Annotated in this window: 8 protein-coding genes; 2 read left to right on the top strand and 6 right to left on the bottom strand. The window is 71.3% G+C overall.

The window, feature by feature from the left end; all coding sequences use genetic code 11:
• Nucleotides 1-19 precede the first annotated feature (19 nt).
• From fxsT (ACFY1E_RS45345) to ACFY1E_RS45320, 6 genes are all read right to left on the bottom strand, one after another.
• Entirely contained in the window at nucleotides 20-3,868 is a 3,849-nt protein-coding gene (gene fxsT, locus ACFY1E_RS45345; protein ID WP_389087785.1) for an FxSxx-COOH system tetratricopeptide repeat protein, read from the bottom strand.
• A gap of 163 nt (nucleotides 3,869-4,031) precedes the next feature.
• Nucleotides 4,032-4,952, bottom strand: coding sequence for a MoxR family ATPase (locus ACFY1E_RS45340; protein WP_389087783.1), 921 nt, complete (start codon nucleotides 4,950-4,952; stop codon nucleotides 4,032-4,034).
• Between the two features lie 51 nt (nucleotides 4,953-5,003).
• Entirely contained in the window at nucleotides 5,004-6,557 is a 1,554-nt protein-coding gene (locus ACFY1E_RS45335; protein WP_389087781.1) for a hypothetical protein, read from the bottom strand.
• Entirely contained in the window at nucleotides 6,554-7,399 is an 846-nt protein-coding gene (locus ACFY1E_RS45330) for a toll/interleukin-1 receptor domain-containing protein (RefSeq protein ID WP_389087778.1), read from the bottom strand. The genes ACFY1E_RS45335 and ACFY1E_RS45330 overlap by 4 nt, the downstream gene beginning before the upstream one ends.
• Before the next feature lie 78 nt (nucleotides 7,400-7,477).
• A complete protein-coding gene (fxsT, locus tag ACFY1E_RS45325) occupies nucleotides 7,478-10,006 on the bottom strand; it encodes an FxSxx-COOH system tetratricopeptide repeat protein (protein ID WP_389087776.1) in 2,529 nt (842 codons plus the stop codon).
• A complete protein-coding gene (locus ACFY1E_RS45320; RefSeq protein ID WP_389087773.1) occupies nucleotides 10,006-10,899 on the bottom strand; it encodes a toll/interleukin-1 receptor domain-containing protein in 894 nt (297 codons plus the stop codon). The genes fxsT (ACFY1E_RS45325) and ACFY1E_RS45320 overlap by 1 nt, the downstream gene beginning before the upstream one ends.
• A gap of 169 nt (nucleotides 10,900-11,068) precedes the next feature.
• Between ACFY1E_RS45320 and ACFY1E_RS45315 the strand changes: the two genes are divergently transcribed.
• A complete protein-coding gene (locus tag ACFY1E_RS45315) occupies nucleotides 11,069-11,830 on the top strand; it encodes a DeoR/GlpR family DNA-binding transcription regulator (RefSeq protein WP_389087771.1) in 762 nt (253 codons plus the stop codon).
• Nucleotides 11,831-11,869: 39 nt separating this feature from the next.
• On the top strand, nucleotides 11,870-12,817 hold the full coding sequence (pfkB, locus tag ACFY1E_RS45310; RefSeq protein WP_389087768.1) for a 1-phosphofructokinase: 948 nt from the start codon (nucleotides 11,870-11,872) through the stop codon (nucleotides 12,815-12,817).
• Nucleotides 12,818-12,858: the final 41 nt, after the last annotated feature.

The following is a 12,858-nucleotide window of genomic DNA, read 5'->3' as shown; positions in this document are numbered from 1 at the left end:
ACCGACGGCCGAACCCCTGTTACAACGGCATGGGATCGATGTCACAGTCGGCTCGGTGTTCCCAGTCGGCAGACATCCGCACCGCAGGGTGGCTGCTCCCCAGCTTGCGGCTGAGGCGTTCATGGGTGTCGGTATGGAGCGTGGCCGCCTCCTCGGTATGGCCGAGCGCACGCAGGTCCATGGCGAGATTGGCGGCACAGGCGAGGGTCGACGGATGATCGTCGTCGAAGACCTCACGGGACCGCCGCAGGGTCTCGGTGTCCAGTTCGTGGGCGGTGGCCGGGTCGCCGAGGGCGTAGTGGTCGCTGGCGAGGTTGGTGCGGCACACCAGGGTCGACGGATGCGTCTCGCCCAGGGTCGCCGTGAACTCGTCCAGCACCAGTGAGTTGATGTACTGGGAGGCCGCCGCGTTGCCCAGCAGCCGGTAGGTGATCGCCAGGTTCAGTGCGGCCGACAGGGCGTGCGGATGGTGTTTGCCATACGCCTTCTCGTAGCGCTCGCAGATGTCGGTGCCCAGCCGCAGCGCCTCGGGGAGGTCGCCGCTGTGTCGCAGATGCACCGAAAACTCCAAGGTGGCGGCCATGGATTCGGGGTTGTCGGTGCCGTACCGGCGGATGATGTCGGTGCGGGCCTGTTCCGCCGTCTCCATCGCCTCCTGGTGTTCGCCCGCTTTGCGCAACGCCACCGCGAGGTGCCGGAAGCAGGAGAGACTGAGCGGATTGCTGCCGCCGAGCAGGGAGCCGGCCCGGTCGACGATCTCCCGGTGGTATGTCAGCGCGACGGCGTACTCGCCCAGTTCCCTGGTGTCGAGGATGAAGCCGAGCCAGCTGATCAGCGAGACCACGTGGTCCTGGCCGTAGATCTCGGTGTAGCCGTTCCAGGTCTGCTGGTCGAGATCGCGGGCGCGGGCGAAGTCGCCTACGAGGCGGAGGCTGACGCCGAGGTTGTGGGCGGCACGCAGGGTTTCCGGGTCGTCGGGACCCAGCAGCCGCAGATACTGCTGGTGGACGGATTCCGAGAGGGTGAGGGCCTCGCTGAAGGCGCCGCTCACGCGGTGGTCGATGGCGACGTTGCCCAGGGCGTCGGCGGTGTCCTGGGCGTCGGGGCCGACGGTGCGCCGATAGGCCTCCAGGGTGGCCGAGTTGAGCTCGGCGGCCTGCTGGTAACGGCCCAGGTTGAAGAGGAGGAAGCCCAGCCAGCGGGCCACCTGGAGGGTCTGCGGGTGGTCCGGGCCCAGCTTCTCGGACCAGGTCTCGTGCGCGGTGCGGGCGAGCTCGAGGCAGGGACCGTAGTCTCCCCAGCGCAGCAGGTAGATGATCTCGTTGACGACGAGGTTGCGTACCCAGCCCTCGTCGGAATGGGCCGCCTCGGAGACGAGCACATGCGGGTAGAGCGAGCCGTACCGCTCCCAACGCTGCACGTTCTCCGGGTCGTTGGGGTCGCTCGCCGCCAGCAGCAGATGCGCCCCCCGCCGCATCGTCGACCGGTCCTCCTCCGTCATCCGGTACAGCAGGGCGGCCTGGACCAGACGGTGCATCTGGAGGGAGTTGTTGCGGTGGTTGAAGCGGGCCAGTGAGTAGCGGCCTATCTCCCGTATGACCTGGCCGAGCCGGATCGGGTCCTCCAGGGCCAGGTCCAGTTCCGGTGCGATCGAACCCCGTGGCATACGGGCGAAGAGGGAGCGGGCGATGGGTTCGGGGGCGTAGAAGGAGCAGACCTGGAGGAGCTGGTAGGCGGCCGGGTTCTTGGTCTCCAGCTGGTCCAGGGAGATGTTCCAGGCCGCGATGACCGGATGCTGGTTGTCCAGCGGGGCCGTGCCGCGCAGCAGGTCCACGCGTTTCTCGGTCAGCAGGCGCAGGTATTCGTCGACCAGCATGCCGGTCTCCGCGTGCCAGGCGGCCGCCTGCTCGATGGCCAGCGGCAGGTCGCCCAGCGCCTGGGCCAGCCGGTCGGCGTCCTCGTCGCTGATCTCCGGACCGCGCAGCCGCAGCAGCTGCTTGCTCTCCTCGCGGAGGAAGACGTCGACCTCCAACGGGCGGGCGATGGACGCCCATTGGGGGTTGCGGGAGGTGATGAGGATGTTGCCGGGGCCGCCGGCCGGGAAGAACGCCCGTACCGCCTCAGGGCTTTCGGCGTTGTCGAACACCAACAGCCAGTTGGCGTACGGCCGTCCGATGCGCAGCGCCTCCAGGACGGCCGCGACCGTCGAGGAGGCGTCGCTGCCTGCGGTGATGCCGAGGCGCGGAGCGAGCTCCACCAGGGACAGGGAGATCTGCGCGGTGCGCTCGGCGGAGATCCACCACACCACGTCGTACTCGGACATCCGGCGATACAGGTACTCCACCGCCAGCAGGCTCTTGCCGACGCCGCCCATGCCGTGCAGGGCGTGCGGCAGGACGGCTGTCGTCTTCTCCTGCAGCAGCCGCTGGTGGAGGGCCTCCAGGAGCTCCTTGCGGCCGGTGAAGTTCGGGTTGCGCGGCGGGATGTTCCCCCAGACCGTGGGGGTGTTCCTGGTGCGCTCGGTACCCGCCGTGTGCGCCGGGGCCTGCTCTGGCATCACCGGCCTCCTGTTCCCCTGATGCGTCGGGTGGTCGGCGTCGCCCGGGGTGCGGGCGACGGGGTCGCTGAGTGTGAACGGTGCGGTGGTGCTGGTGCGGGACGAGTGCCGGTGCGCAGGCTCCTCACGGAGGCCTGCGACCGCCTCGTCCACCTCTCCGGCCGGTTTCAGGAACGGCCCGGACAAGGCGTGGAGCACGGCGCTTTCCGCCAGCAGCCACGGACCGGACTCCGCGTCCACGGAAGGGACTCGGGACACGGACTCGCCGCGCAGCAGCCGGGGCAGTCGCCACAAGTGTTCCCCGCCGGGTCCCCGGCGATCCCCCACCAGTTCGACAACCCGGACCAGGTCGGTACGGCGTCCGGCGGCCAGCAGCTCCTCGCGTACGCCGGGCGCGAACTCGTAGGCGGGGAACGCGCGGTCGGCCGGGCGGACGATCCCCTGCGCGAGCAGCAGCGCGAAGTCCGTGAGCGAGCTGCCCGGCAGCAGTGCGTCCTGCACCTGCCGGACCAGTGAGTCGGTGAGGGGGATCGCGGCGAGCATGGTGGCCAGCGTGAACACCTGCTGGGGCGCGGCCGACCGCAGCCGGGCCACCAGCGCGGGGGCGTCCTGCGGCAGCGGATCCGGCTCGGGAGGGGCGGGCACGTGCGCGCGGGGGAAGGTCACGGTGAGCGGCAGCCAGCGCGGGGGCGCCCCGCCCAGCAGGCTCGACCAGGCGTCCAGCCAGCGGGCGGACAGCTCCAGCACGGGGACCGGTACGTCGGGCCGTCCCGGCGCCTGCGGCAGATCGTAGGGGTCGGGGCCCAGCCCACGGGCCCGCCAGCGCAGCCGGTCGTTGGGGGCTCCCGGGGCGGGGGAGCGCAGCTGCACCTGCCAGCCGCGCAGACCCGTCACCGGCCACACCGGGTGCGGCAGGAGATGGAGCACGCAGAGCGGTCCGGACTGCGCCCAGCGGCGCAGCAAGGGCTCCACGCCGTGGTCGCGCCAGTGCGCCCCGGCACCGTCGGTGAGCAGCAGGGTCAGCCTGCCCGCCGTGCCGTGCCGAGGCAGCGTCGCCGGGGCCCTGCCGCGCCCGTACGGCAGCCGGTGCACGGTGATCCTTCCGAAGGACCCGGTGCGGTGCAGTTCGCGCGCGAACGCCCGCACCGTCGGCTCCCAGATCCCCATGGTGGGACCGGAGTCGGCGACCACGGAGACGTCCCAGCGGGTGCCTGCGGGGTGTCCGGCGGGCCGTCGTAGTGCGGTGCCGGTGCGGCGTAGTGCGTCGGGTAGCCCGGCCGGCAGCGGGGGCCAGGTGGGTGGTGGGGTCATGGTGTGTGGGCCTCGGTTCCCGTGGTGGGGGTGGGGCCGGCGGGTCGTGGTGCGTCGGGTAACGCAGGCCGCGCCCTGAAGGGGCGCGGGGAACTGCGCGACCAGCCACAACGGCGCCGCAGATGACAGACGGCATATCGCGCTCTCTCCAGCGGAGCGCCGCTCACGGCTGCTCCGCCTCCGTCCACGCCCACACCGTGTCCAGTGCCTCCTGCCAGCTGCGCCCTTCGGACAGGGAGGTCAGTGCGCCCTGGGCCGCCAGGTGCAGTGCGTCGAGGAGCCGCCGCACCACCGCCCCCTGGGCTGCCTCGGCGCGGTCCAGGAAGGCGGTCAGGACGTCCTCCGCGAGGCCCTGGGGGAAGCGTGCTGTCGCGATTGCCTCCAGGGTCGCCCTGGTCGGCGGCGGGAGCGTGAGCGGCACGCACTGCTCGGCCAGCGCAGGCGATATGTCGCGGTCGCCGCCGGTGGTGATGACCACGAGGGGGAAGGCGTGACACTGTACGGCGCCGCCGCGCAGCGCCACCGCGGCCTCCGCGTCGTCGTCGGTCGCCACCTGCGCGGGAGCCCCGGGCACCGTGAACCCGCCCGCGTCCAGCACCGTGCACAGGTCCTCCGGCAGCGCGATCTCCGCGCGGTCCAGACGGTCGAGGAGCAGCACCCGCGGTCTGCGGTACGGCAGCAGGGCGGTGCCCAGCGGACCGAGCCGGCCGGCCCCGTCGTAGAGGCCCTCCCGGAGCGTGGACACGCTGGTGATGCGCCAGCGCAGCACCCGGCCCAGATCCAGTTCGCGGGCGATGCGGTATGCCAGCGCCGACTTGCCGGTGCCGGGCTCGCCGGTCACCAGCAGGGGACGGCACAGTGCCAGCGCCGCGTTGACCCGCTCGGCCTCGCCGGGGGCGGCCGGCAGCGGCTTCGTTCCGTCGCCGAGCACGGACGAGGCGTACGGGTCGGCGGGCGGCGCGGGCAGGCAGGGGCCGTTGTGGAACCGGCGCCAGGGCGGCGGCTCCGGCCAGGGGCCCGTGGCCGAAGCGCCGGGCCGGCCGGTTCCTCGGTAGACGCCCCAGGGCTCGGCGGTCGGCGACATCAGCGGTGTCCTCTCCGGTCGTACGGCTGTGCACGTGCCCCCCGGCCGCGGTCAGGCCGGGTCCGGGTCCATCGGATTGCGTTCGGCGTCGTCCCACAGGACCGTCAGATGGCGGCCGATGTGGCCGGTACGGCCGGTACGGCCGGTGGCGGCCTCGCCGTTCTGGCCGGCGGCCTCCCGGCGGTACGCGTCGACCCTGGCCGGGAACCGCTTCAGGCCGCCGCGGAGCAACTCGTCCAGGACCTCCCGCAGCCCCTGCGTAGTCCGGTCGGCCCGGTTCCAGATGACCACCGGCAGCCCCATGCGCAGGGCGGTGTGCAGCTCCTCGCTGCCGTGCCCGGTGCCGGTCAGCGGCGGTTCGCTCAGCACCAGGGCGACCAGGTGCTCGTCCTCGCCGAGACGCTGCTCCAGGGCGTGCGGCCCACCGGACCGGGCCCGGGTGTCGGCCGCGTAGCAGACCGAGCGCGAGGGCGGCTCGTCCACACCGAGCTGCTGCCAGCGGGTGTTCCAGAACTCGTGCCACTCCCGGGTCTGCAGGCGGTCCAGGCTGCGGATGACCACCGAGAACTCGCTCGCCGAGGTCACCTGCGCGGCCCAGTCCCAGTCGTGCGGCCACCACTCCACCGGCAGGTTCAGCAGTTCGAACGGCAGTACGAACTCCAGGAAGAGCGGCGCCGGTTCGGCCGCACCGGCGGGCCCCGCCTGCCGGTGCCGCTCGGTCTGCCGGACGATCGAACCGACCACGTCCTCCAGCTGCTCCACCGGCACCTGGTGCCGCGGCTGCCCCTGCACCCAGCCGCGGCCCGGCCCGTCCGACATGTGCGAGGGGAACACGTTGTACTGGGTGTTGTTCAGCGGGTCCGCCTCGATACGGATCGCCAGGTACCGCCTCAGCTGCCGGGCCACCCCGGACACCGACGCCCCGCGCGCCCTGTTCCGCTCCTCGTCCAGCAGCTCGGACAGGCCCAGGCCCAGCGACCAGTGCCGGTTGCGGGCCATCACCTCCTCGCTGAGCTCCCGGCTCATGTACGGGGCGCAGACGTCCAGGTGGAGCATCCACGGGGGCAGTTCACCCGGTGCCGTGTTCTGCCCGGCGAGATAGAGGAAGTCGTGCCACGGGTTCTCGGCGTGCGGCGGCGGTTCGCTCAGCCGCTTCCCGGTGGCGAGCCAGACCAGGGCGGACCGCATCTTGTACGGGTACGGCAGCGGCTGCAGCGGGCGCAGCGCCTCGGCGAGATACCTCCACGACCCGAGGACGGCGAGGCCCTCCAGCGAGCCGACCGCGGTCCACTCGTCGGCGAGCCGCTGCACCGCGAACACCTGCGGGCAGTACGGATCCATGCCGTGCAGCACGTCAGCCAGCACCGACAGCCCGTCCGGATCCAGAGAGCAGTGCCGGAACACGTCCAGAAACTGCTCGGGGACGGTGTCCTCGTCCCGCGTCGCGAACGGTCGCCCGGTCTCCCGGGCCACCGCGGCGGCCAGCTCGGCGCGCCCCTCGGACGTGCCCAGCGCGCGCATCCCGAGCAGCGTCCGCGCCGTCTGTGCGCCGATCCGGCGGCGTATCCGGGAGGCGTTGCGGTCCTCGCCGCCCGCCTCCGTCAACGCGGCCCCTCCGAGCGGGGGAAGGGCGGCTCCACGGCGGGTTTGGAGCGGCCGGTGCGCGCACCGCCGACGCCCGCCAGCAGCAGCTCCTGGGCGGCCTCGTCGCCCAGCTCCGGCGACGACAGATCGATGTACACGACCGAGCCCAGCAGGCCCTGCGGAGCACACCGGTCGACCATCACCGGCACGAGAGTGCGCAGCAGCCCGTCCGGGTCGCCGTTCTGGACCGCCTGCCACTCCAGCCGGCCGTAGACGGAGTCCAGATACGCCGGGGAGAGGACCGCGATGGTGCGTTCGCACTGTGTCACGCCCCCGTCCATGCCGAACAGCCAGTTGGTGCCCGGGACGAAGTCCCAGTCCTGCACCAGGACGCTGTAGCCCGCCTTCTCCAGTTGCCACGAGATCCACACCGCCCACCGGCGGTCCGTGGCGGTGTACGAGACGAAGAAGTCCCGGCGGTCGTCGATCCGCCGGTGCGCCGGTACGGCGGCCCCGTTGACCCCGGCCGACGGCGCCCGGGCCAGCCGCTGCCGCACCAGCTCGCCCACCACATGGGAGGTCCAGCTCGGGCCCTCGATCTGCTCCACCGCGTGCGCCAACGCCATCAGACCGCCCTGCTGCTCCTCGCAGTACCGCACCAGCTCCAGGAACTCGCGCATCAGGCTCGGCTGGTCCGCCGCCTCCAGCGGCTGCTCCAGCTCCGCCCCCACCAGCTCGAACAGCAGTGCCCGGGTGAGACCGTCCGCGAGCTTGGGCGAGGCGAGCAGCGCCTGGACCACACTGATGGGCCAGTTGCGACCGCCGTCCGCCCGGGCAAGCGGGTTGGGGTCGTCCGTGTCCACAACACCCCCCGAAGAAGTTGCGTCCCACCGTCCAGGATACGGACGGGGTGACAGCCCGTCAGGGCTTCCGCAGGCAGCTCATAACGGCATGGGGTCGATGTCGCAGTCGGCTCGGTGTTCCCGGTCGGCGGCCAGTCGCACCGAAGGGTGGCTGCTGCCGAGTTTGCGGCTGAGGCGTTCGTGGGTGTCGGTGTGGAGGGTGTCGGCTTCGTCGGTGTGGCCGAGTGCGCGGAGGTCCATGGCGAGGTTGGTGGCGCAGGCGAGGGTGGAGGGGTGGTCTTCGTCGAAGACCTCGCGGGAGCGGCGCAGGGTTTCGGCGTCCAGTTCGCGGGCTGTGGTGGGGTCGCCGAGGGCGTAGTGGTCGCTGGCGAGGTTGGTACGGCAGATCAGGGTCGAGGGATGCGTCTCACCGAGAGCCGTGACGAAGCCCTGCAGGGCAAGTATGTCGATGCGCCGGGCAGCGGCCGGGTTGCCTGTGCACCGGAACGTGACGGCCATGTTCACCGCGGACGACAGGGTGTGCGGATGCATGCGTCCGTACGTCTGCTCGAACAGGTGCCAGGTCTCCATGCCCAGGTCGAGCGCGGACCGGTGCCGGCCCGCGTGGCGCAGCTGGACGCTCAACTCCAGTGCTGCGCACATGGATTCTGGGTTGTTCGTGCCGTAGCTGCGGGCGAGCGCGGCATGGGCTCGTTCCGCTGCGGCCAGTGCCTCTGCAGATCTGCCTGCCTTGCGCAGTGCGACGGCGAGGTGTCTGTAGCAGGAGAGACTGAGCGGATTGTTGCCGCCGAGCAGGGAGCCGGACCGCTCGACGATCTCCCGGTGGTGCGCCAACGCTTCGCCGTACCGGCCGAGTTCCCGGGTGTCGACGATATGGCCGAGCCGACTGTGCAGCGAGGCCACATGGTCCTGGCCGTAGATCTCGGTGTAGCCGTTCCAGGTCTGCTGGTCGAGTTCGCGGGCGCGGGCGAAGTCGCCTACGAGACGGAGGCTGACGCCGACGTTGTGGGCGGCACGCAGGGTTTCCGGGTCGTCGGGGCCGAGTAGCCGAAGGTATTGCCGGTGGGCGGATTCCGAGAGGGTGAGGGCCTCGCTGAAGGCGCCGCTCACGCGGTGGTCGATGGCGACGTTGCCGAGGGCGTCGGTGGTGTCCTGCGCGTCGGGGCCGCTGGTGCGCCGATGGGCCTCCAGGACTGCCGAGTTGAGCTCGGCCGCCTCCCGGTAGCGGCCCATGCTGAAGAGCAGGAAGCCCAGCCAGCGCGCGACCTGGAGGGTCTCGGCGTGGTCCTGGCCGAGTTTCCCGGACCAGGTCTCGTGAGCGGTGCGTGCGAGTTCCAGGCAGGATTCGTAGTCGCCCCACCGCAGGAGGTAGATGACTTCGTTGACGACGAGGTTGCGCACCCAGCCCTCGTCGGAACTCACCGCACCGGACACCAGGACGTGGGGATGCAGCGAGCCGTACCGCTCCCAGTGCTGCACGTTGTTCGGGTCGTGGGGATCGCTCGCGGCCAGCAGCAGATGAGCTGCCCGGAGCATGACGCTCCGTTCGTCGCCGGTCATGCGGGACGACACAGCGGTCTGCACCAAGCGGTGCATCTGGAGGGAGTTGTTGCGGTGGACACGGGCCAGCGAGTACCGACCGATCTCCCGGATCGCCTGTCCGAGTCGGATCGGATCGCCCAGGACCGGATCCAGCTCGGGCGTTACGGCGGCGCGTGGCCTGCGTCCGAACAGCGAGCGGGGGATCGGCTCGGGAGCATACAGGGAGCAGATCTGGAGGAGTTGATACGCGGCCGGGTTCTCGGCCCGGAGCTGGTCCAGGGAGACGTTCCAGGCCGCTATGACCGGGTGCCGGGCCGACGGCAGTGCGGTCTCGCGCAGCAGGTCGACGCGTTTCTCTTCGAGGAGCTGGAGGTATTCGTCGACGGGCATACCGGTCTCGGCGTGCCAGGCTGCCGCCTGCTCGATGGCCAGCGGCAGATCACCGAGCACTGCGGCGAGCCGGTCGGCATCCGTGTCGTCGATGCCCGGGCTCCGCTCGCGCAGCACACGCTTGCTCTCCTCCCGGGTGAATACATCGACCTCGAAGGTGCGCGCGATCTCCGCCCAGTGCGGATTGCGGGACGTGATGAGAACGGTGCCGGGTCCGCCGGCCGGAAGGAACGGCCGTATCGCCTCCGGGCTTTCGGCGTTGTCGTACACCAACAGCCAGTTGGTGTACGGCCGTCCGGCGCGCAATGCCTCCAGAACGCAGCCGACGGTCGAGGCGACGTCCGGGCCGGTCGGCACATCGAGGTGTGGGGCGAGTTCCACCAGGGATGCGGAGACCTGTGCGGTGCGCTCGGCGGAGATCCACCACACGACCTCGTAGTCGGCCATCTGCTGGTACAGGTACTGGACGGCCATCGATGTCTTGCCCACACCGCCGAGGCCGTGCAGGCTCTGCGGCACGACGGCGGCTCCCTTGTCCCGCAGCAGGCGCTGGTGCAGCTCCGTCAGCATGTCCTCGCGGCCGGTGAAGTTGGGATTGCTGGGCGGGACATTTCCCCAGACCGCCGGGGCGGCCCGGGTATGCCCGGCATGGGCCCCGATGGCATCGTGCGGCATCACACCTCTCCCTTTTTGCGGTCGGACGCTGGGAACCGGGGGGGTGTGAGGGGCTTCGACCGGCCTGTGCGCACGGTGTCCATGCCGTGGAGCAGCTGGGAGCGCGCCTGTTCCACGGTCAGCCCCACCAGGTCGATGAAGACCAGGGCCGCCAGCAGCCCGCCCGGACGGCAGGGGGTCACCCGCACGGGTACGAGCCTGCGCGCGAAACCGGTTGGATCGCTCCCCTGTGTCACCTGCCATTCAAGCCGCCCGGACACCGACTCGACATAGGCCGGGGACAGGACTGCCACGACGCGTTCGCACTCCGACACGCCCCGTTCCATCCCGAGCTGCCAGTTGCTGCCCGGGACGAAGTCCCACTCCTGCATCAGGACTCGGTAACCGGCACCCTCCAATTCCCACGCGATCCATACCGCCCATCGCTGGTCGGCGGCGGCGTAGGAGATGAAGAAATCCCTGCGGTCGTCCTGGTGGTGCGGTACCGGATGGGCATCAAGGAGGGCGGGCTGCGGTACGCCCTGTGCAGGTGGGTCGGCCTTGCGTTCCTCCGCCAGTTCGGCCACGCGCTGCGCGGATCCGCTGTCCGGCTGCAACAGCCGTAACGTGGCGGCCAGGGTGCGTAGCCCCCCGGGCCGGCGGTCGCAACGCCGGACGAGTTCCACGCACTCCAGCAGTGCGGTGGTGGGGGCTCGTTGATGGTTGGCGGGAGCACCTTGGGAGAGAGGAGCCGCCGAAGAGCTCTGTTCCGCCAGGGCGGCTTCGACCAGCCAGATCAGCAGGGCTCGTGCGTGCGGGTCGGCGAACGTCTCCGAGTGGAGCAGCGTTTCGACGGTCTCCGTCTGCCAGTCGTGCTCCGGACGATCACGGAGGCCGGCCTCGCTCTGGTCCACAGCGTCCCCCCGAAGGTGTGTCCCCAGACCAGGGTAATGCTGATGCTCCTTTCTGCATCGATGCCCGTTTGTGTCCGAGTGGCGCCCGAACCTGTTTACTTTCCAGAAATCCGGGCGTAGCCTCCCAGTGAAACCACAAGTTCGGGCATGAGGTCGGAGGTGAACGGACATGTACGCACCGGAGCGGCAGCAGGAGATCCTCCGGCTCGCCCGTGACGGCGGCCGCGTGGACGTGGTGTCGCTGGCCGAGGAGTTCCAGGTGACGGCGGAGACGATCCGCCGGGACCTGAAGGCCCTCGACCGTGCGGGGCTCGTCCGGCGGGTGCACGGCGGTGCCATACCGGCCGGGCGGCTCGACTTCGAGCCCGATCTCGCCGAGCGCGAGGGCACCTCCACCGACGAGAAGGACCGCATCGCCAAGGCCGCCCTCTCGGAGCTGCCGAGCGAGGGCACGGTGATCCTCGACGCCGGTACGACGGTGGCGAGGCTCGCCGCCGCGCTGCCCCTGGAGGCGTCCCTCACCGTCGTCACGCACAGCCTGCCGATCGCGGCCCGCCTCGCGGACCACCCCGGCATCCAGCTCCACCTCGTCGGGGGGCGCGTACGTCACCGTACGCGCGCCGCCGTGGACGCCTGGGCGCTGCGTGCCTACAGCGAGATCCGGGCGGACGTGCTGTTCGTGGCGGCCAACGGCTTCTCGGCCGACCACGGGCTGACCACCCCGGACCTCGCCGAGGCCGCGGTCAAGCGCGCGGCGGTGGCCGCGGCCCGCCGGGTGGTGCTGCTGGCCGACTCCTCCAAGCACGGCCAGGAGCACTTCGCCCGCTTCGGCGACCTGAGCGACGTCGACCTGCTGATCACCGACAGCGGGCTGAGCCCGGAAGACGCCACCGCCATCGAGCGCGGCGGCACAGAAGTGCTGAGTGTGTAGAGCGGCACGGAAGTGCTGTGTGTCGAGAAACGAGTGCGCATGATCCTCACCGTCACCCCGAACCCGTCCCTGGACCGTACGTACGAGGTCCCCGCCTTCCACCGTGGCGAGGTCATCCGCGCCACCGGTGAGCGCATGGACCCGGGTGGCAAGGGTGTGAACGTCTCGCGTGCGGTCGCGGCAGCCGGGCAGCGCACGGTCGCCGTGCTGCCCCTGGGCGGTGCGCCGGGCGCGCTCGTCGCCGAGCTGCTCGACGCGCAGGGCATCGAGGTCGCGCCGGTCCCGGTCGCCGGGGCCACCCGCTCGAACATCGCGCTCGCGGAGGCGGACGGGGTGCTCACGAAGATCAACGCTCCCGGTCCCGAGCTCTCGGCCCAGGAGCAGGAGCTGCTGCTGAACACCGTGCACCGGCAGTCGCCCGACGCGGACTGGATCGCCTGCTGCGGGAGCCTGCCCCGAGGGCTCGCGCCGGCCTGGTACGCCGATGTCGTCGCCCGGGTGCACGCCGGGGGCGCGCGGATCGCCCTGGACACCTCCGGGCCCGCCCTGCTCGAGGCGCTGCGCGAGCGGCCCGACGTGGTGAAGCCCAATGCCGAGGAGCTCGCGGAGGCCGTCGGGCGCCCCCTGTTCACCGTGGGCGACGCGGTGAAGGCGGCCGAGGAACTGCGCGAGATGGGCGCGCGCGCCGTCCTCGCGAGCCTGGGTGCCGACGGGCAGCTGCTCGTGAACGCCTCGGGCGTCTGGTTCGGCAGCGCGCGCGTGGACACCGTACGCAGCAATGTGGGTGCCGGTGATTCCTCGCTGGCCGGTTTCCTGATCGCCGGCGGCAGCGGTCCTGAGGCCCTGGCCTCGGCGGTCGCACACGGCGCGGCGGCCGTCCAGCTGCCGGGCAGCGTGATGCCGACGCCGCGGGACCTGGATCCGGCGGCGGTGACGGTGACGGCCGACGTGCCGGTGGATCGTGTACTTGAGGAGCCGGTGTCATGACGTACAGGCGAAAGACGGCGCATCGCGACCCCACGGTGAAG

Source organism: Streptomyces sp. NPDC001604, assembly GCF_042893475.1.
Classification (GTDB): Bacteria; Actinomycetota; Actinomycetes; order Streptomycetales; family Streptomycetaceae; genus Streptomyces.
Note: the sequence above shows the minus strand (reverse complement) of the source record. Positions and strands in the feature narration are given on the sequence as shown.

Bases quoted from the DNA above. Each gene is read 5' to 3' on its own strand.
- fxsT (WP_389087785.1), bottom strand. From the start codon at position 3,868: ATGACCCCACCACCCACCTGGCCCCCGCTGCCGGCCGGGCTACCCGAC.
- ACFY1E_RS45340 (WP_389087783.1), bottom strand. From the start codon at position 4,952: ATGTCGCCGACCGCCGAGCCCTGGGGCGTCTACCGAGGAACCGGCCGG.
- fxsT (WP_389087776.1), bottom strand. From the start codon at position 10,006: ATGCCGCACGATGCCATCGGGGCCCATGCCGGGCATACCCGGGCCGCC.
- ACFY1E_RS45315 (WP_389087771.1), top strand. From the start codon at position 11,069: ATGTACGCACCGGAGCGGCAGCAGGAGATCCTCCGGCTCGCCCGTGAC.
- pfkB (WP_389087768.1), top strand. From the start codon at position 11,870: ATGATCCTCACCGTCACCCCGAACCCGTCCCTGGACCGTACGTACGAG.